Source organism: Streptomyces albipurpureus (assembly GCF_023701525.1).
In the GTDB taxonomy this organism is placed as follows: domain Bacteria; phylum Actinomycetota; class Actinomycetes; order Streptomycetales; family Streptomycetaceae; genus Streptomyces; species Streptomyces albipurpureus.
Map to the genome: position 1 here is coordinate 336,622 of NZ_JAMQAW010000008.1, position 18,429 is coordinate 355,050.

General features: G+C 68.9%; 15 protein-coding genes, 1 other RNA gene and 3 pseudogenes. 8 read left to right on the top strand and 11 right to left on the bottom strand.

The window, feature by feature from the left end:
• Positions 1–17: 17 nt before the first annotated feature.
• From NBG84_RS10620 to yaaA, 3 genes are all read right to left on the bottom strand, one after another.
• Positions 18–1,310, bottom strand: coding sequence for an SLC13 family permease (locus NBG84_RS10620; RefSeq protein WP_425608609.1), 1,293 nt, complete (start codon positions 1,308–1,310; stop codon positions 18–20).
• A gap of 441 nt (positions 1,311–1,751) precedes the next feature.
• Positions 1,752–2,369 (bottom strand): bifunctional 4-hydroxy-2-oxoglutarate aldolase/2-dehydro-3-deoxy-phosphogluconate aldolase, encoded by a 618-nt coding sequence (eda, locus tag NBG84_RS10625; RefSeq protein WP_250919077.1) that lies wholly within the window; start codon positions 2,367–2,369, stop codon positions 1,752–1,754.
• Positions 2,370–2,495: 126 nt separating this feature from the next.
• On the bottom strand, positions 2,496–3,296 hold the full coding sequence (yaaA, locus tag NBG84_RS10630; protein WP_250919078.1) for a peroxide stress protein YaaA: 801 nt from the start codon (positions 3,294–3,296) through the stop codon (positions 2,496–2,498).
• Between the two features lie 211 nt (positions 3,297–3,507).
• On the opposite strand from yaaA, the gene NBG84_RS10635 reads away from it, so the two are divergent.
• Positions 3,508–4,938 (top strand): RNB domain-containing ribonuclease, encoded by a 1,431-nt coding sequence (locus tag NBG84_RS10635; RefSeq protein WP_250919079.1) that lies wholly within the window; start codon positions 3,508–3,510, stop codon positions 4,936–4,938.
• Between the two features lie 95 nt (positions 4,939–5,033).
• Positions 5,034–5,446, top strand: an RNA gene (rnpB, locus tag NBG84_RS10640) — RNase P RNA component class A.
• A gap of 195 nt (positions 5,447–5,641) precedes the next feature.
• Here rnpB and NBG84_RS10645 read toward each other — a convergent pair.
• On the bottom strand, positions 5,642–6,910 hold the full coding sequence (locus tag NBG84_RS10645; RefSeq protein ID WP_250919080.1) for a tyrosine-type recombinase/integrase: 1,269 nt from the start codon (positions 6,908–6,910) through the stop codon (positions 5,642–5,644).
• A 762-nt stretch (positions 6,911–7,672) separates the two neighbouring features.
• Positions 7,673–8,165 (bottom strand): annotated as a pseudogene (locus NBG84_RS10650) (helicase associated domain-containing protein); the annotation flags it as partial.
• A gap of 257 nt (positions 8,166–8,422) precedes the next feature.
• On the opposite strand from NBG84_RS10650, the gene NBG84_RS10655 reads away from it, so the two are divergent.
• Positions 8,423–8,647: a hypothetical protein gene (locus tag NBG84_RS10655; RefSeq protein WP_250919081.1), complete on the top strand. Its 225-nt coding sequence runs from the start codon at positions 8,423–8,425 to the stop codon at positions 8,645–8,647.
• Between the two features lie 372 nt (positions 8,648–9,019).
• Here the strand turns inward: NBG84_RS10655 and trxB are convergent, their stop codons facing one another.
• The 3 genes from trxB to NBG84_RS41070 are packed head-to-tail and all read right to left on the bottom strand — an operon-like array spanning position 9,020 to position 11,101.
• Positions 9,020–9,994 (bottom strand): thioredoxin-disulfide reductase, encoded by a 975-nt coding sequence (gene trxB / locus NBG84_RS10660; RefSeq protein ID WP_250919082.1) that lies wholly within the window; start codon positions 9,992–9,994, stop codon positions 9,020–9,022.
• Positions 9,991–10,404: an arsenate reductase ArsC gene (locus NBG84_RS10665; protein WP_250919083.1), complete on the bottom strand. Its 414-nt coding sequence runs from the start codon at positions 10,402–10,404 to the stop codon at positions 9,991–9,993. Before NBG84_RS10665 ends, trxB begins: the two co-directional genes overlap by 4 nt.
• Positions 10,405–10,453: 49 nt before the next feature.
• The gene (locus tag NBG84_RS41070) at positions 10,454–11,101 is read right to left on the bottom strand and encodes an arsenate-mycothiol transferase ArsC (protein WP_250919084.1); all 648 of its coding nucleotides are present in this window, start codon (positions 11,099–11,101) and stop codon (positions 10,454–10,456) included.
• A 74-nt stretch (positions 11,102–11,175) separates the two neighbouring features.
• Here NBG84_RS41070 and NBG84_RS10675 point away from each other — a divergent pair, with 74 nt between their 5' ends.
• The 4 genes and pseudogenes from NBG84_RS10675 (at position 11,176) to NBG84_RS10690 (ending at position 14,870) form a co-directional block, all read left to right on the top strand.
• Positions 11,176–11,484 carry an ArsR/SmtB family transcription factor gene (locus NBG84_RS10675; protein WP_250919085.1) on the top strand — a complete coding sequence of 103 codons (309 nt, stop codon included), beginning with the start codon at positions 11,176–11,178 and terminating at the stop codon, positions 11,482–11,484.
• Complete coding sequence (arsB, locus tag NBG84_RS10680) at positions 11,481–12,599, top strand: ACR3 family arsenite efflux transporter (protein ID WP_250919086.1); 1,119 nt, start codon at positions 11,481–11,483, stop codon at positions 12,597–12,599. Before NBG84_RS10675 ends, arsB begins: the two co-directional genes overlap by 4 nt.
• Positions 12,596–13,572 (top strand): annotated as a pseudogene (locus NBG84_RS10685) (NAD(P)-binding domain-containing protein); the annotation flags it as partial. The gene arsB and the pseudogene NBG84_RS10685, both read left to right, overlap by 4 nt.
• Before the next feature lie 128 nt (positions 13,573–13,700).
• Positions 13,701–14,870 carry a hypothetical protein gene (locus NBG84_RS10690; RefSeq protein ID WP_250919087.1) on the top strand — a complete coding sequence of 390 codons (1,170 nt, stop codon included), beginning with the start codon at positions 13,701–13,703 and terminating at the stop codon, positions 14,868–14,870.
• A gap of 15 nt (positions 14,871–14,885) precedes the next feature.
• Here the strand turns inward: NBG84_RS10690 and NBG84_RS10695 are convergent, their stop codons facing one another.
• The 3 genes and pseudogenes from NBG84_RS10695 to NBG84_RS10705 all read right to left on the bottom strand — a co-directional run bounded on the left by NBG84_RS10695 (position 14,886) and on the right by NBG84_RS10705 (position 16,953).
• Positions 14,886–15,539, bottom strand: coding sequence for a hypothetical protein (locus NBG84_RS10695; protein WP_250919088.1), 654 nt, complete (start codon positions 15,537–15,539; stop codon positions 14,886–14,888).
• Between the two features lie 99 nt (positions 15,540–15,638).
• Positions 15,639–16,013, bottom strand: coding sequence for an ArsR/SmtB family transcription factor (locus tag NBG84_RS10700; protein ID WP_250919089.1), 375 nt, complete (start codon positions 16,011–16,013; stop codon positions 15,639–15,641).
• Positions 16,014–16,055: 42 nt separating this feature from the next.
• A pseudogene (locus tag NBG84_RS10705) lies at positions 16,056–16,953 on the bottom strand (flavin-containing monooxygenase).
• 110 nt (positions 16,954–17,063) lie between these two features.
• Here NBG84_RS10705 and NBG84_RS10710 point away from each other — a divergent pair.
• Positions 17,064–18,422, top strand: coding sequence for an NAD(P)-binding domain-containing protein (locus tag NBG84_RS10710; protein ID WP_250919090.1), 1,359 nt, complete (start codon positions 17,064–17,066; stop codon positions 18,420–18,422).
• The last annotated feature ends 7 nt before the right edge of the window (positions 18,423–18,429 follow it).

Sequence of the window (18,429 nt, forward strand, 5' to 3'; positions counted from 1 at the left end):
TGAGACCACCCGGGTGTTCACACCCCGATGACGGCCAGCGACGCCCACAGTGCCAGCACGGAGACAACCAGTGCGGCAGGCACGGCGAGCAGCCCCAACCGAGTGAACTCGCCCAAGTCCACCTCACTGTCATGGTCCCGGACGATCCTGCGCCACAACAGGGTGGCGAGCGATCCCGCATAGGTGAGATTGGGGCCGATGTTCGCGCCCAGCAGCACCGCGAGTACGGCTCCGGGACCGGTCGGGGCGGTGAGCGGCAGCAGCACCAGCACGGCAGGCAGGTTGTTGATCACATTGGCGAGTACGGCGGCCAGTACGGCGATCGCGAACAGCGCTGCGAGGCCGGTGCCGTCCGGCATCACCTGGCCGAGGGCATCGGCGAGTCCATGGTCGACGACCGCGCGGACCACGATCCCCAGCGCCAGGACGAAGGCGAGGAACGGCAGCGCGGCTGAGCCGACGATGGCCTTGGGCGTGGTGCGGCGCCGGGCCAGGGCGCGTACGGCCAGTACGGCCGCGCCGGCGAACGCGGCCCAGGCGGGGTCGATGCCCAGGGCCGACGCGATGACGAAACCGGCCAGGGTGCCGATCACCGTGGCCAGCGCGAACACCGGCACCTGAGGGGTCTGCGCACTGTTGGGCGTGGCCGCGCCGGCGTTGAGGTCGGTGGCGAAGAAGCGCCTGAAGACGGCGTACTCCACGGCGATGGCGGCAAGCCACGGCAGGGCCATCAACGCGGCGAACCGGGTGAAGCTCAACCCACTGGCGGCGAACGCCAGGAGATTGGTGAGGTTGGAGACCGGCAGGAGCAGGGATGCCGTGTTGGAGAGATGGGCGCAGGCGTAGATGTGCGGCTTGGGCCGGGCGCCCAACCTGGCGGCGGTGGCGAAGACCACCGGGGTCAGCAGGACGATCGTGGCATCGAGACTGAGGACGGCGGTGATGGCCGACGCCATGAGGAACACCTGTGTCAGCAACCGCCGTGGCCGTCCCCGGGCGCCCCGGGCCATCCACACCCCGCAGGCCCTGAACAGCCCCTCGTCATCGCAGAGTTGGGCGAGAACGAGCACTGCCGCGAGGAACCCGATCACCGGTCCCAGCTGTTTGGCTTCGCTCAGCGCGTCATCCGGCGTGAGCAGCCCGGTGGCCACGGCGATCACGGCAGCCGGTACGGCGATGACGGCCTCGGGCCATCCCCAGGGCCGTACGACGGCGGAGACGAGTACGGCCACGAGCAGAAGGACGGCGAGTGCCGTGGCCAGGGAGCCGGTCAGGACTGTTCCCTTCGGGGCGGTGAGCCGGTGGGGCACATGGATACGGGTGCTGCCTTGGACCTGACGGCGATCTCGACGGTGTCGGGGGCGCGGTCGGGCCTGTCGTCACAGGCTTATGCCACTTGGCGCGCGACCAGGGAGCCGTCTATCGCCCGCTGCGGGACTCGGGGAATCCGTCCCGGTGCCTGGGCAGCGCTCCTTGGCGCAGAGGTGGGGGTTGGACACATGGGGGAGTGTCCCAGAGCGCTGTCGGCATCGCCCTGGGACGCGGCAGTGTGCTCGCGGATCGCACGGCGGCGGACGTGTGTACCGAGCTGGACGTCCGGCCCATGCCTTTCCCTACCGTCGCTGCTCCGTCACCAGGGAAGGTTCAGCGCGGTTCAGCAAGGCCGGCGGCGGTTCGGCAAGTCCGTTCCTCGACCCGACCGGTGATGGCTCGACCGGTGATGGCTCGGCCGGTGGCCGCTCGGCTCGGGGTCAGCCGCGCAGTGCGGCTGCCTCCGCCGCCAGGGACTCCACCCTGGACCAGTCCCCTGCCGCCAGTGCGTCCGCCGGCAGCATCCAGGTGCCGCCGACACAGCCCACATTGGGCAACGCCAGATAGGCCGGGGCCGAGGCGGCTGAGATTCCACCGGTCGGACAGAAACGGGCTCCCGGCAGCGGGCCCCCGATGGACTTCAGATAGGCCGTGCCGCCGGCTGCCTCGGCCGGGAAGAACTTCATCTCACTCACCCCGCGTTCCAGCAGCGCCACCACCTCGGAGACCGTGGAGACTCCCGGGAGGAACGCCTGGCCCGATGACCTCATCGCGGCCAGCAGTTGATCGGTCCAGCCGGGGCTGACCAGAAAGCGCGCACCGGCCTCGGTCGCCGCCTTCACATGCTCCGCGGAGATCACCGTCCCCGCGCCCACCACCGCTTCCGGAACCTCGGCGGCGATGGCCCGGATGGCGTCGAGCGCGGCTGGTGTCCGCAGCGTCACCTCGATCGCGGGCAGCCCGCCCGCAACCAGGGCGCGGGCGAGCGGCACCGCGTCATCGGCGTCCTCGATGACGACAACGGGAATGACAGGCGCGAGATCAAGGACGGAGGTCATGCCCTCATCCTGCCCTCCCTCTCGCACTCCACGCAACGATCGTTGCGCATAGCGCAACACCCGGGGAGGTGATCTCCATGACCGCCGGAGGGGGCGCCTTGGCTCTGCCTAGCGGTGACTCCCCGGCTAGTGGATCTCCGCGACCACCACATCGAGCGCCCAAGGCCGCCCCGCCGCCGCGGGCGCCTCAGCCTCGACCGTGAAACCGAGATCCCGCAGAGTCTCCACCAGCGCGGCCGGCCCCTTGGGCTGAGCACCGGAAACCAGGAGGTCCCGCACGATCCGGCCCTTGGTCGCCTTGTTGAAGTGGCTCACCACCGAACGCTTCTCCACCCCGTCGACGAGCTGCGAGTGCAGCACCCGCACGGTCGCCGTACGCCCCGCCACCTCGCCCTTCGGCCTCCACGCCGAGGCATAGGCGGCCGAACGCAGATCCAGGACGAGCCCGCTCCCCGCCACCTCGGGCACAACCGACTCCATGGGGCCGCGCCAGTGAGTGGCAAGCGCCCCAAGACCCGGCAGCCTCACCCCCATCGAACAGCGATACGACGGAATCCGATCGCCCACCCGCACGGCTCCCCACAACCCCGAGAACACCAGCAGCGACCTGCGCGCCCGACGCTTGGCGTCCGGCTCCATCGTGGCGAGCCCCAACGCCTCGTACAGCACACCCGTGTAGATGTCCCCGGCCGGCCGGGTGCCCGCGGTCCGCAGCTCCGCGTTCTTGCCGAGCTCACCCCGCAGCCCATCGCTCAGCCCGAGGACCTGCTGTGCCTTGGCCTCATCGGCGACACAGAGTTCGACCAACTCGTCCAGCACCGCGGCACGTGCCTGCGCCAGGCCCGGCAACGACAGCGACTCCGGCTTCAGCGGAGCGCCGCGCCCGGAAGCGGCCTTCCCCTCCGACGGCGGCAACAGCACGAGCACGGACGTTCTCCTCACGGCGGGTACGGGGAAGGCGGGCAGCCGCCCCCGCGCCAGCGTACGCGCCGGGCCCCACCCGCCCACGACGACCACGCCACCCCGGGACCGCCCTCCCACCTGACAGCCCCGCCCGCTTTCCTTCCCTCCGCCACTCCGCCCTTCCTTCTCTCCCTCCCGACATGCCGAGCACCCAAGCCCGCCATACGCTCGGTCCATGCCCCGCCGCCCCCTGCACACCACCGGTCCGCCCGACGCACCACTCCAGACCGCGCTGCATGAGCTACGGACCCAACTCGGGGTACCGGAGGCCTTCCCACCCGATGTGCTCACCGAGGCCGCCGCCGCGACCCCTCGGCTGCCGGAGACCGATGCCACCGACATCCCCTTCTTCACCATCGACCCACCGGGTTCCACCGACCTCGACCAGGCCATGCATCTCGCCCGCCACGGCCGGGGCTTTCGGGTGCACTACGCCATCGCCGATGTCGCCGCCTTCGTCACCCCCCAGGGGGCGGTGGACCGTGAGGCGCACCGCCGGGTGCAGACGCTCTACTTCCCCGACGGAAAGGTGCCGCTGCACCCACCGGTGCTCTCCGAGGCCGCGGCCAGCCTGCTACCGGGACACACCGCGCCCGCGCTGCTCTGGCGGATCGATCTTGACGCCGGGGGCCGCGTCCACGACGCCGAGGTACGCAGGGCCCTCGTCCGGAGCCGAGCCAGGCTCGACTACGAGACCGCCCAGCAGCAGATCGACGCCGGCACCGCCGTGGAATCGCTCGCACTGCTGAAGGACATCGGCCTGCGTCGCGAGGAGTTGGAGCGCGAACGCGGCGGCATCTCCCTCAACGTTCCCGAACAGGAGATCACCGAACGGGACGGGCACTACGCGCTGCACTACCGCGCCCCGCGCCCCGCGGACGGCTGGAACGCCCAGATCTCCCTGCTCACCGGCATGGCGGCGGCCGACATCATGAAGAAGTCCGGCACCGGCGTCCTGCGTACCCTCCCCACCGCCCCGGACGGCGCGGTCGCCCGCCTCCGCCGCTCGGCGAGGGCGCTGCGCATCGACTGGCCCCACCATGTCTCCTACGCCGACGTCGTACGCTCCCTCGACCCCCGCGAGGCCCGCCACGCCGCCTTCCTCCAGGAGTGCACGACCCTGCTACGCGGCGCCGGGTACAGCGTCTTCACCGGCGGCCGGCTGCCCTCCCCCGCCGTCCATGCCGCGGTCGCCCACGAGTACACCCACTGCACCGCCCCACTGCGCCGTCTGGTGGACCGCTACGCCGGCGAGCTCTGCCTCGCGGCCTGCGCCGGTCAGGGCGTACCGGAATGGGTGCTGGAAGCGCTGGCGGACCTCCCCCGGGAGATGGCCGACGGTTCCCGGCGCGCCAACACGGTGGAGCGGGAGAGCGTGGACCTCGTCGAGGCCGCGCTGCTCAGCGATCGGGTCGGCGAGGAGTTCGACGCGATCGTGGTGGATGTCAGGGAGAACCAGCCCGCCGTTGGCACGGTCCATCTGACGGACCCCGCCGTGGTCGGCCGGATCGAAGGCGTCAGCGCCCTACCGCTCGGCGAACCCCTGCGAGTACGACTCATCCAGTCGGCCCCCGGTACGGCGAAGGTGCTGTTCGCCCCCGCCTGACCGTCCGGAGGGCCCACTTTGCCGAAAAGGCCCGCGCGCCTCGGTCCAGGGCCCGACGACCGGGTCACGGCGGGTACCATGGCGACCACGGCAGACGAGCCGGGCGGACGGCCGCGTGAAGATCCTTCGGGTTCTTCCCGAGGAACGTCCGGGCTCCACAAGGCAGGGTGGTGGCTAACGGCCACCCGGGGTGACCCGCGGGACAGTGCCACAGAAAACAGACCGCCGGGGACCGTATCCGTACGGATCCCGGTAAGGGTGAAACGGTGGTGTAAGAGACCACCAGCGCTTGGGGTGACCCAGGCGGCTAGGTAAACCCCACCCGGAGCAAGGCCAAGAGGAGCGGCCGTAACAGGGCGCTCTGCGCGGACGTTCGAGGGTTGCCAGCCCGAGTCCGCGGGTAGGCCGCACGAGGCCGGTGGCAACACCGGCCCTAGATGGATGGCCGTCGCCCCGACGACCGCGAGGTCCCGGGGTACAGAACCCGGCGTACAGCCCGACTCGTCTGCCGGCACCACTTTGACCCTGGTCAGAGCGGTGTTCTGCTCTGCCCGACACCCATGGGGTCGAATCGGGGTCGAATCAGGTGCGCGGACCTTTCCACGGGTCCGGCCCACCCTCGCGCCGCGATGGTTAGCCTCGTTGCGTCGTTGAGTCTGGCACATCAGGGGCGGCCGGGGTCAAGCCCCTTCGCCGCCCGGTTTCACGCTGCGGCCCGCACCACGCGGTCGCGGATTGTGGTGAACAGGCCGCTGAAAGTGATCACCTTCACGCCCTCCACAGCCATAGGCGGATGCGCGTAGGTGTCCCACGTCTCGGAGAACTCCGCGTGCCGCGAGAGCGCCTGCACCGTCTTCGGATCATGTCGGCCGGAGGCCCCGAGCTGGGAGGTGTAGAAGTGCTTGAGATCGTGGTACCGAGTTCGCTCTGGTAGGCCGGCCAGTGTCACCGCCTCCCGGAATTTCTCGTTGAACCTTCCCCGGCGCATCGGCTTGCCATCCCGCGTGGTCACGATCAGCCCCTCGTCCGGCGGAGGGGCGTACCCTCGCCGCCGCCGCTTCATCTCGGCATCGCGGCCCACCGGCTCAGGCCCACTGAATCGGGTCCGGTGGGAGGCCAACTGCTGCGTCAAGAAACGGTCGACCGGCAGAGTCACCTTGCTGGCCTTGGTCTTCAGCTTCTTGGCCTGGCCGTTCTGCCGCTGCTCCGTCACGTAGAGGACGCTGTCGGCCCAGCCGACATCCTCCTCTCTCAGACCGAACGCCTCCCCTTCCCTGAATCCGGCGCACGCCGCGATCCAGATCAGGATCTCGTACCGCGGGGCGATTTCCCTCATCGCTGCTGCCAGGTTGGCGACTTGCTGCGGCAACAGCGAGACTTTGACCCGAGGGTCGATCTCCGGCAACTCGATCCGGGATGTGATGTTGGCCGGAAGCGGAACATCGGAATCGATCATGTAGTTCATGAGGATGCGCCAGGTCTTGAATATCTGGACCGTGTAGTAGTCACCGATACCAGGTTTGTCGAGTAGATGGTCAACTAATGCCATCGTGTCCCGACGCTTCAGCGACTTGGCTTCCCGTCGTCCCGCGAAGGGGAGAATATGCACGCGGAGGTGGGTGTCATAAGTGTTGGTGGTGTTCTCGTTTTTCTTCCGCTTCTTTCGCCCTTCGATAAGTTCGTTGGCGAAGAACTCCAACTTCCTGATACCGATGTCGGGATCAATCCAGGTGCCAGTGCGTATGCTGGCGCGTACCTCGTCCAGATGGTCACGCGCTTCCTGCCACGTGACGAACATCGGCCGACGAGGCTTGCCGTTGGGGTCGGTGTAACGAGCCTGCCACTGCTGACCCCGGCCATGGTCAGCCGTCGGATGCTGAGGGTTCCTCTTGGTGCCGCACCTGCATGGCGCGTCTCCTGGCTTGGGATACTTCTTGTGCCATCTGTCGAACGGCGCGTCAGACTCTTTCATGGGCCCCTTCCATAATGGGGTCGGCACTTCCTCGGTCGGTGACGCTACATATCCACGGGTTTGGGCGGACGGGCGAGTTCACCCTCCCCTATGCGCTGAAAGAGATCGTTCACCTCGGTTTCCTTGTAGCGCACCCGACTCCCGTTCCGGTTTCCTCTCCTGTTATTTCCAGGGCCAGGACGATAATGCGGGCCCAACGGATATGCGCGCAGCAGGCCTCGGTTCGTCCACCGACGCCGTGTTGCGGGTGAAATGCCAAGTCGGTGTTCCACCTCTGCGGGCATCATATAGCGATCTGAGGGAAGTTCTGCAGCGACTTCAGAACCTTTTCCATTGCTAGGCATTGGTGCACCGGAAAGGAATCCTGGGACCGTGAATGGGAACTGATTCGCCAATAGAACGCGAGCGTGGTCCAGTCTCCGAGTGCAAGGAAGCCACCTCCTGAGCGCAAACAGACGAAAGCCGCATAGCGTGCCCAGTCTGTGCGTCTGTCAACGTGTGTTTATGATCTAGCCGACGTTAGTTCAGGGAGGGGGGTTGTGACAGGTGTGATTAGTCGCTTATCTGCTACTTCATGTAGTTTTACATAAACATTTGTTGAGGGGTTGTGTCGTTTGTGCTGCTGACTCTTGCTTCGTTGCCCGGGGCAGTTCTCACCGAGGTGTCCGAGCGGTGGAACGGTGGACCTCTTGGGGTGGAGGCTGGACTATGTGCAGTGCTCGGACAGCTGGCGAGAAGAGTGGGTGCCTTCTGGTGAGAAGTTCCTGTTCGGCGGCGCGAGAATCTCCAAAACGCGAGCTTCGTCTCCCACGCCTCATCGCCGGGTTCCCACACCATCCCCTCCTCATCGAGCAGGATGCGCCGCCGTTCCTCCAGGTCCCCGGTCCGGCCGCGCGCCGCTGCTGGGCTTCCCAGCGCCCCAGCGGGTACGTCACCACCCCGACCGGCACCTCCGTGTCGTATGGGGTGGCCACGAGCCCGGTGATCCCGTTCTCGAACCGCCACTTCCGCCGCGCCTCGACCCCTTCGAGCCAGACCAGTGACTCGGGCCGGTAGACGCGGGTGCGCAGGAACGCGGCGATCGTCGCGGGGCGCGCGGGCCGGAGAAGTGGAGCAGGGCGGACTCGGTCGCGAACTGGCTGCCGCCGTCCTGCTGCTCATGGCCCTCTTCGTCCCCTGCCCGGACGATCTGACCGTCCGCGTCCCGCGTCACGTGGGTGCGCTTGTCCTGCTTGCTGCGGGACAGTGCCCGGGAGATCGTGGAGGGCTATGAGGGCGGCGTGACGCCACCTCGCTCTCCCCACCGACACCGACCCCGCTTCCAGTGCAGCCAGGGGGCCGGCCGTCCCCGTGCCGCGTACCGAGCCACAGACCGGCCCCGGGACACCGCCCCGGCCCCGCCCGAGACGGCGTGGTCTCGGGCCCGGGTACCGGGGCATCGGCACAGGGCCCTGAACCCGTCCGGCACTACTGCGCTCTGCGCCGGGCGCCGGGTGCGCGCACGCTTGAGGTATGGAGAGTGCGCCGATTGTCGTGCACCGGCCGTCGCTGTCGGGCGGGCGGCGGGTGAGCATGCACCGGCATGGCCGGGACGAGATCCTGGGCTTGGCGTTCTCCGACCACGACCTGGTGGTCTTTTTGGAAGCCGCGGGCATCACCGACCCGGACCTGATCATGGATGATCCGGCCTGGGTGGAGTGGCGCGGCGCCGGTGCGCACCACTGGACCGCCGCCTGACCGCTTGGCCCTCGGATCTGTGGCCCCGTGTGCGCTGTGTCCAGGGCCGACGTCCGCCCCCGCCACCGTTGTACGGGGGGTTGGTGGCCGGCCGTGGTGGACCGGGCCCGGGAGATCGTGGAGGGCTATGAGGGCGGCGTGACGCTGCGACCTCCTTCTCACGGTAGCCGGATGGCGTGCGGTCGGCGTTCTCGTAGAAGCGCAGCGTCGTGGCCGGAATGCCGGAGCGCTCGGCCAACTGCGATATGTGGTAGGTCGTCACACCGCCGACCGTGAATCTTCGACCCGACTCGAAGGTCAAACGCTGGTGCCAGCCACGACGCGGGCCCGCCCAGGATGATTCCGGACGGGCCCGCGCCGCTGTGAGGTCGGTCAGGCCAGGATCGTTGCGGGCTCCTGCGCGGTCCTGTCGGCGCCACGGGCGGAGAGGTAGCGCTCGGCGTCCAGAGCGGCGGCCGCGCCGGTGCCGGCGGCGGTGATGGCCTGGCGGTAGGTGTGGTCGACGACGTCGCCGGCGGCGAAGACACCGGGCAGGCTGGTGCGCGTTGAGGGCGCGGCGACTTCGATGTGGCCCTCGGCGTCGAGGTCGAGCTGGCCGGTGAAGAGTTCGGTGCGCGGGTCGTGGCCGATCGCGATGAACAGCCTGGTGATGTCGAGGTCGCGGGTGGCGCCGGTGAAGGCGTCGCGCAGGACGACGCCGGACAGCATGCCGTTCGTCTCCTGGATCTCGGCGATCTCGCTGTCGAAGGCGAAGGGGATCTTGTCGTCGGTGAACGCCCGGTCTTGCATGACCTTGGAGGCGCGCAGGGTGGAGCGGCGGTGGACGACGGTGACCGACTTCGCGAAGCGGGTGAGGAAGGTGGCTTCCTCGATGGCGGTGTCGCCGCCGCCGACTACGACGATGTCGCGGCCCCTGAAGAAGAATCCGTCGCAGGTCGCGCACCAGGACACCCCGCGTCCGGACAGCTCGTTCTCGCCTGGCAGGCCGAGCTTGCGGTAGCCGGAGCCGGTCGCGATGATCACCGTTCGCGCGCGGTGCACGGCGCCCTCGGCGTCGGTGAGCAGTTTGATGTCGCCAGTCAGGTCGACGGAGACGATGTCGTCGTCGATCATCTCGGCGCCGAACTTCTCAGCTTGGGCCCGCATGTTGTCCATCAGGACCGGGCCGTCGACGCCTTCGGGGAAGCCGGGGAAGTTCTCCACCTCGGTTGTCGTGGTGAGCGAGCCGCCGACGAAGATGGAGCTGCCGAACAGCAGTGGCTTCAGCTGGGCGCGGGCGGCGTAGAGGGCTGCGGTGTATCCGGCGGGACCGGAGCCGATGATGACGACTTCGTGTATCTCGCTCACGCCGTCGTCTCCGGGGCGATCTCCTTGATCAGACCCTCGATGAGGGTCTTGATCTCGTCGCGGATCGGGCGCACCGCCTCGACGCCCTGGCCGGCCGGGTCTTCGAGCTTCCAGTCCAGGTAGCGCTTGCCGGGGAAGACGGGGCAGGTGTCGCCGCAGCCCATAGTGATGCAGACGTCGGACTCCTTGACCGCGTCGACGGTGAGGATCTTCGGGGTCTGGGCGGAGATGTCGATGCCGACCTCGGCCATGGCCTCGACGGCGGCCGGGTTCACGGCCGTGCCGGGGTTGGAGCCGGCGGAGCGGACCTCGACGCGGTCTCCGGCCAGGTGGGTCAGCCAGGCGGCGGCCATCTGCGAGCGGCCGGCGTTGTGGACGCAGACGAACAGGACGGAGGGCTTGTCGGACATCGTTCTTCCCTTGGTGAAGTGGATCAGCAGGTGGGGCGGACAGCGTCGGTCAGGCGTCCGGGAGGGCGGCCAGGAGGTCGGTGATGCGGGCGTCGATGTCGCCCAGGATGGTGCGTACGACACTGATCGGGGCACCGTCGGGGTCGGCGACCGACCAGTTGAGGTAGTGCCGGCCGGAAACCACGGGGCAGGCGTCGCCGCAGCCCATCGTGATGACGTAGTCAGCGGCCTCGACGACCTCACTGGTCAGGGGCTTGGGGTAGGCGTCCGTGACGGACAGGCCCGACTCCAGGAGTGCATGGGCGACGTGCGGCTCGACCTCGGCGGCCGGGTCGGTCCCGGCGGAGGAGACGATCACGCGCTCGCCCGCCCGGTGGGCCAGGAGGGCGGCGGCCATCTGCGAGCGGCCGGCGTTGTGCCCGCACACGAACAGCACGCGCACCGCGGCGCCGGTGCCCGTTGTCTGGGTCTGGGTGTGGGTGTGGGTGAGGGCGTCGAGGCGCTCGGCGGTCAGGCGCTCGGCCAGGACCACCAGGTGCGTGCGGACGCGGGCATGCTCGGCGAGGCGCCGGTAGGAGTCGGTGAGCAGCTGCTGCACGGTCTCCACGGAGAAGTGCCCTTGGTGGCGGGATGCGAGGCGCGCGGCTCCGGTGCTGAGCCGTTCGTCGGGCCAGGCGGGAGGTGGTGAGACGGACACGGGAACCCCTTCGACGGGCCCAACAGTTCAGCTCGGACTGGTGTCAGTGCTGAATGATGTGACAGTATCAGCCCATGATGACGTCAGTCGACACTGATCTGATCCGGGTTCTGGCCGACCCGCTCAGGCTCCAGATCGTGACCCTGCTCGCCCGCGAGACCCTGTGCACCACGCACCTAGTCGAGGAGACCGGAGCCAAACAGACCAACCTCTCCAACCACATGAAGGTTCTACGCGAGGCCGGTGTGGTGGACACCGAGCCCTGCGGCCGGTTCATCTACTACAAGCTGCGCCCCGAGGTCCTGGCCGGGCTCTCGGAGCAGTTCGCCGCGCTGGCCGACTCCGCCCTTGCCGCTGCCGAGAACAAGAGGGCCTGTCCGTGACCTCCACTGAGCCGACCACCGCCCCCACTCAGGGCGCCGGCCCGGCGGGGGAGGATTCGATCGTCAGGAAGCTCTCCACACTGGACCGCTACCTCGCGGTGTGGATCCTGCTCGCCATGGCCGTCGGCCTGGGCCTGGGCCGCATCATCCCGGGCATGAACGATGCGCTCGTGAAGATCGAGATCGGGGGGATCTCCCTGCCGATCGCGCTGGGCCTGCTGGTGATGATGTACCCGGTCCTTGCGAAGGTCCGCTACGACCGGCTGGAGCGCGTGACCGGTGACCGCAAGCTGCTGGTTTCCTCGCTGGCCATCAATTGGATCGTCGGACCGGCGGTGATGTTCGCGCTGGCGTGGGTCTTCCTGCCGGACCTGCCCGAGTACCGCACCGGCCTGATCATCGTCGGCCTGGCCCGGTGTATCGCGATGGTCATTATCTGGAACGACCTCGCGTGCGGCGACCGCGAGGCCGCGGCGGTGCTCGTCGCGCTGAACTCGGTGTTCCAGGTGTTCGCGTTCGGCCTGCTGGGCTGGTTCTACCTCGATCTGCTGCCGCGCTGGCTGAACCTCGGCGACGGGCAGGGCTTGGACGTGTCCGTCTGGCACATCGCGCTGAACGTCGTTATTTTCCTCGGCATCCCGCTGCTGGCCGGCTTCCTGACCCGCCGCATCGGCGAGCAGAGGATGGGGCGTGAGAAGTACGAGGCGAAGTTTCTGCCGAAGATCGGCCCATGGGCCCTGTACGGGCTGCTGTTCACGATCGTGATCCTCTTCGCCCTGCAGGGCAAGACCATCACCTCGCAGCCGCTGGACGTCGTCCGGATCGCTCTGCCGCTGCTGGTCTACTTCGCGATCATGTTCTTCGGCACCTTCCTCCTCGGCAAGGGCCTCGGCCTGGCCTACGACCGCACCACGACCCTGGCGTTCACCGCTGCGGGCAACAACTTCGAGCTGGCCATCGCGGTCGCCATCGCCACCTTCGGCGTCACGTCCGGCCAGGCCCTGTCCGGCGTCGTCGGCCCGCTCATCGAAGTCCCGGTGCTGATCGGCCTGGTCTACGTCGCGCTCGCCTGGCGAAGGAAGTTCGCTCCCGGGGCGGTGACGACTGCCCCGTGACGCAGCACACGGATGTGGTGGTGGTAGGCGGCGGCCAGGCTTGGCTCGCCGCCGGCTACCACCTGCGCCGCCAGAGCCTGGTCTTCGTCGTCCTGGACGCCGATCCGGCGCCGGGCGGGTCCTGTCAGCACATGTGGGGGTCGCTGCACCTGTTCTCCCCGGCAGAGCACTCGGAGCCGCCCGGGCGGCTCATGCCCACCTAGGCAGTCCACCACCTACCCGGATGCCGGGCACGTGGTGGACTGCCTTGCCGACTACGAGTAGCGCTACGACCTGCCCGTCCAGCACGGCACCCGTGTGGACGCCGAACGCCGCGACGGCGACCGGCTCTTGGTCGAGACCGACGCCGGCACCTGGCGGGTGAAGGCGGTCATCAGCGCCACCGGCAGCTGGTCGCGGTCCTTCCTCCCTGCCGTCCCCGGCCGACCCGTTTTCACCGGCCAGCAGCTCCACACCGTGAACTACCGCTCCCTGGCTGACTTCGCCAGGCAGCGCGTCTTGGTGGTCGGCGGCAACTTCGGCGCCCGGATCGCCGCTGACCTCGCCCTGGACGGCCGCGCACTGTTCGACGTCGCTACCACCCGCCGCCGTCCTCGATGCCGTCCGCAGCGAAACCGGCGGAGTGGCCTCGCTCGGCGACATCGTCGCTGTGCCGCCCGTCCGCGCTGCCCGCGTCGCAGAACGCCTGCAGGGCGGGACCGATTTTCTCCCAGCTCACCGGCGGCGGCGTTCGGTGGTCCGACGGCAGCGGGGCCAGCGCCGACGCGATTATCTGGTGCACCGGCTTCCGCCCGGCTCTCTCACTGCGGCCCGCTGGACCTGCGCGGCCGCATCCCTGCCCACGGCATACACGCCTTGGACGAGCCGCAGCTGCACGTGCTCGGCTTCGGCGACTGGACCGGTTCGGCCTCGGCCACCCTTACTGGCGTCGGTCGCACCCCGTGAAGCCGTCCGCGAGGTCACCGGCCTGCTGTCCTGGGCGCCGGAGTGGCCGCCTTGGTGCCATCGCCCTGTTCACCGCTTGCCGCAGCTCCCCCTTGTCAGTCACACCAGCGACAATGCCGTTACAACAGCGCTGGTGGGCAGGGGGGATGCGCGAGCATGCAGACAGATGACTTCTTCCGCGGCAAGCCGGATGAGGACGTGGACTGGTCTGAGTACAGAACGGGTGAATGGGTGTGTCAATTGTGGGAGCTGGATGTCGAGCTGATGGAGTCCCTGCGGTTCGGTCCTTTGCCCACCCACGCGGACCTGGACGTAGCCGTGACCTTAAACCGACTGCTGCACGAGGACTTCGTCGCCAGGGGCACACGCCACGACGAACGCATGAATGACGAGGAAGTCGTGCTCGCCGTCAAAGCACACCGGGCGGTCCTCGAACGCCTGGGCCTCAAGCCGCCGCAGTTGCCGTTCCGCCATCACAGCGGCTTCTACGACTACTGGCGCAAGAACGACATGTCCGGTGGCGGCGGCTGGCAGGCGCGCCGCGAGTGCATCGAGGAGCTGCTGGGGCCCACCCGGCAGGCTTTGGAGGACCTGCAGGAGGTCGAGTACGAGCAACGATTCAAGAACGGCCCCCGTGGCACCTTCAGGAACCTCATCTTCGCGGCCGTCGGGCCGAAGCCGAAGATCGTGCTGCGGGACGCGGTGAACAACGACGTGGAGATCGTCCAGAACGCCGAGAACTGCCTCGTGTACAGCGACCCACTGTCCGCACAGGGCCTGACCTGGCGGCAGATGGTCACCTGGTGGCAGGTGAACCACATGCCGACCGCGGAGGAGCCGGAGGCCGCCGATGCCCTGTACCGGCGGCTGTATCGCTCGCTGGATTCTTTGCCGGAGCAGACGGTCCTACGCACGTACTGCGCCCGTTACGCCGAACCCGACGGTTTCGACTTGCCCGTCCTCATCCCGCAGGTCTACCTGCACTACGACCCCTACACTCGCAAGAGCGGTGGACATAGTGGTGCCCTGTACCGCCAGCGCATGGACTTCTTGCTGTTGGCCCCTGACCGCTCCCGCGTCGTGATTGAGGTCGACGGTGCCCACCACTACGGCATCAAGAACCCCGCTGGCGCGGACGGTCGCACCGCCTATACCGCCTCGCCCAGGCTGTACTCGGAGATGGTCGCCGAGGACCGCCGGCTGCGGTTGGCTGGCTATGAGATCTACCGCTTCGGCGGCTGGGAACTCACCCGGCCGGACAGCCCTCAGCTCATTTCCGACTTCTTCACCGAGCTCCTGAACCGCCACAAGAAGCCGACACCCTAGCGACGGCACAGGGCTTCAGTAGCCTGCCGTATTCATGGCCTCCTGGTACTCGATCTGCCAGTCCTCGTATACACCGAGATGAGCCGAGTAGCCGCCCCACAGCAGGTGCGCGAGCTTGTGCAGCTCGTTCACTTGCTCATAGAAGTTGACGTTTCGCTGCACGGGACGGGCGGGGGCCCGGCCGGCGCCGTGGCCGACCATGGCGTACCGGTAGGTCTCCCCTATCGCGTCCTCGCTGTCCAGCCAGTTCAGCTGGCTCCAGGACTTGGGATCGACGTGCTGTTCCACCTTGGGCAGGTCCAGCAGGGCCAGGTACCGGTTGAGGCAGTCCGCCAGTCTCCTGATGTTGTGCGTGCGTAGGCGCTTGTCCAACTGGCCGGGGCTGAGGTCTTCTTCTCCTGTATAGCCCTCGCGCAGCGCACACTGGGCGGCCTTGCGGATCAACCACTTCAGCGACAGCTCGATGCTGTGCCGGTAGTTGTAGAGAATCGGGAGGGGCAGCAGATCGTCCGGGCCCTGGGCGATCCAGTGTCGGGCGGCGGTCTCGGCCACTCGCAGATAGCCGCCCGCAAGGGCGAGATCGTCCTCGCTGGCACCTCCCCAGACGGCGATCTCGGCATTCACCCAGCGGGGCCGGGGCAGACTCAACCGGTCTTCTACTTCCTCCATCCCATCAGGATGGCAACCGCCCGCCTCGTCCACTACCGCTTTTGGCATCTGCTCCCCGCCGAAAACCCCTGAGCGTCGCCGACGGGAGTCCGGGTGCGGTCATGCCGCAGCCGATTCACCTACCAGCAGTTGGCCCATGGCGGCGAGCACCGACGGCTCGACGCGGTAGTAGACCCAGGTGCCGCGCCGCTCCGAGGTGAGCAGCCCGGCCTCCTTGAGCTTCTTCAGGTGGTGGGAGACGGTGGGCTGGGAGACGCCGACGTCGGAGATGTCGCACACGCATGCCTCCCCGCCCTCGTGCGAGGCCACGGCGGAGAACAGCCGCAGGCGGACCGGGTCGCCAAGCGCCCTGAACATCCGCGAGGCCGTCTCGGCTTCCTCGGCGGTCATCGGGCGCTCGGTCAGCGGCGGGCAGCACGGCGCCACAGCCGCACCGTCGGCTTCAAGGAGAGGCAGCACCTTCGTATTCGACATACGTCTATGTTGACATACATCGAACCAGTGCGGCGGGAGTCGTCACTGGCGGGCGAGGTAGGCGGCCAGGCGCCGGGCGATCCGCTCTGCGTCCCGGCCCACACCGCGCAGCGAATTCGACGACAGGCTGCGCTGCCACTCCAGCCTGACGAACGCCAGCCCCGGCACCTCGGTGGCAAGGCCGCCGGTCGGGTCGCCCCGCGGCCAGGGCGGCCCGGTAGCGGCCGTCGTCGATGACCGGCTGCGCCGGCGGACGCGGCAGGAGCCGGCCCAGGGGCGCGGTGTCCAGGCCGGTGCGGATCAGCCAAAAGTGCAGGTCGCGGCCGAGGATCCGCTGCGCCGCGAACTTCACCGGCCCGCGGGTGGCGAGTGTGACGCGTGCGGTCTGGGCGAGCTCGGCGGCGATCTGCACCGCGGAGTTGCCGGCTTCGACCAGGACCACCCGGCGGCCGGTGAACGGGGCCGGACTGCGGTAGTCGGCGGCGTGCAGGACCTGGCCGGTGAACCCCTCAAGGCCCGGCAGTGCAGGCCGGTGCGGGCGCCCGAACGTCCCGGAGGCCGCCACGACCGCCCTCGCGGACAGTCGGCCGCCTCCCTCCAGTTCCACGGCGAAGGCACCGCCGTCGCTGCGGACCGCACTGACGCGGCAGCCGGTACGGATCTCGGCATCCAGTCGGTCGGCGTAGGCGGCAAGGTAGGCGACGACCTCGTCGCGGTGCGGATAGCGGTCACGACCGGGCCCGGGGAACGGCATCCCCGGCAGAGAGCTGTACCGAGCGGGCGAGAACAGCGTGAGGCCGTCGTAGTAGCGCGGCCACGACCCGGCCGTGCGGCCGGACGCCTCCAGCACCACCGGCCGCAGCCCGAGGCGAAGCAAGGCGTGGGCGGTGGCGAGTCCGGACTGGCCACCGCCGATCACGACGACGTCGATGTGCTCCATCACTTGAACCCCATGATTTCGATGAATGTCTATGTTGACGCTCATCAATACAGGTGCCATGCTGGGCCGCGCAAGCCATCGACAGATGTCGAAACACGCAAGGAGTCGCCGTGAACGCGCCCGCCACCACCGAGCTGCCCGTCGTCGTGATCGGTGCCGGACCCGCCGGTCTGGCCGCCGCCGCCCACCTGCTCGACCAGGGCATCGAGCCCCTGGTCCTGGAAGCCGGCACCACTGCCGGCGCCGCAGTACGGGAGTGGGCGCATGTGCGCCTGTTCTCCACCTGGGGCGAGGTCGTCGACCCGGCCACCGAGAAGCTGCTGGCCCCTACCGGCTGGACACGCCCCGACCCGGCCACCTACCCCTCCGGCGGTGACTGGGCCGACCTCTACCTGCAGCCGCTCGCCGACGTCCTCGGCGATCACGTCCGTCTCGGCGTCACCGTCACCGGCGTCTCCCGGGCCGGCCGGGACCGCATCGTGGACGCCGACCGCGAGCAGCAGCCGTTCGTCGTGCACCTCGCCCACACCGACGGCCGTGAGGAGCGCGTCTTCGCCCGCGCCGTCATCGACGCCTCCGGCACCTGGACCACGCCCAGCCCGGCCGGAGGCAGCGGCCTGCCCGCCCTCGGCGAGAAGGCCGCGGCGAGCCGGATCACCTACCGCGTCCCGGACCTGAAGGACCCGTCCGTTCGCGCCCGGTACGCCGGCAAGCGCACCGCCGTCATCGGCTCCGGCGCCTCCGCCTTCACCGCCCTCGCCTACCTCGCAGACCTCGCCACGTCCGACGACGGCGCGGGCACAAAGGGCGTGTGGATCCTGCGCCGGGGCATCTCGGGCTCCACCTTCGGCGGCGGAGAAGCCGACCAGCTCCCGGCCCGCGGCGCCCTGGGCCTCGCGGCGAAGGCCGCCGTCGACAACGGTCACGCGGAAGCGGTCACCGGCTTCCGAACCGAGGGAATCGAGCGCGACGCCGACGGCCGCCTGATCCTGGTCGGCGAGGACGGGCGCCGCCTAGACGCGGTCGACGAGCTGATCGTGCTGACCGGCTTCCGCCCCGACCTGTCCTTCCTTAACGAGCTGCGCCTAGGCCTCGACGAGCGCCTCCAAGCACCGGTGGAACTGGCTCCGCTGATCGACCCCAACCAGCACTCCTGCGGCTCCGTCTACCCGCACGGCCACCGCGAGCTCTCCCACCCCGAACCCGGCGTCTACCTGGTCGGCATGAAGTCCTACGGCCGCGCCCCGACCTTCCTGGCCATGACCGGCTACGAGCAGGTCCGCTCCGTCGCCGCCGCGATCGCCGGCGACCTCAAGTCCGCCGACCGCGTGGAACTCACCCTCCCCGAGACCGGAGTCTGCGGCGGCGCCGGCCTGTTCGACGCCCCCGACGCTCAGGAGGCCGACGGCGGCTGCTGCGCGCCCGCGCCGCAACTGATCCTGGCCCCCGGCAGGGGCGCTGGCGCGTAGCTCCACC

What these genes read in the sequence shown, in the direction of transcription:
- eda (WP_250919077.1), bottom strand. Translation starts at nt 2,369, where the DNA reads ATGACCTCCGTCCTTGATCTCGCGCCTGTCATTCCCGTTGTCGTCATC.
- NBG84_RS10635 (WP_250919079.1), top strand. Translation starts at nt 3,508, where the DNA reads ATGCCCCGCCGCCCCCTGCACACCACCGGTCCGCCCGACGCACCACTC.
- NBG84_RS10645 (WP_250919080.1), bottom strand. Translation starts at nt 6,910, where the DNA reads ATGAAAGAGTCTGACGCGCCGTTCGACAGATGGCACAAGAAGTATCCC.
- NBG84_RS10655 (WP_250919081.1), top strand. Translation starts at nt 8,423, where the DNA reads ATGGAGAGTGCGCCGATTGTCGTGCACCGGCCGTCGCTGTCGGGCGGG.
- NBG84_RS10665 (WP_250919083.1), bottom strand. Translation starts at nt 10,404, where the DNA reads ATGTCCGACAAGCCCTCCGTCCTGTTCGTCTGCGTCCACAACGCCGGC.
- NBG84_RS10675 (WP_250919085.1), top strand. Translation starts at nt 11,176, where the DNA reads ATGATGACGTCAGTCGACACTGATCTGATCCGGGTTCTGGCCGACCCG.
- NBG84_RS10690 (WP_250919087.1), top strand. Translation starts at nt 13,701, where the DNA reads ATGCAGACAGATGACTTCTTCCGCGGCAAGCCGGATGAGGACGTGGAC.
- NBG84_RS10695 (WP_250919088.1), bottom strand. Translation starts at nt 15,539, where the DNA reads ATGGAGGAAGTAGAAGACCGGTTGAGTCTGCCCCGGCCCCGCTGGGTG.
- NBG84_RS10700 (WP_250919089.1), bottom strand. Translation starts at nt 16,013, where the DNA reads ATGTCGAATACGAAGGTGCTGCCTCTCCTTGAAGCCGACGGTGCGGCT.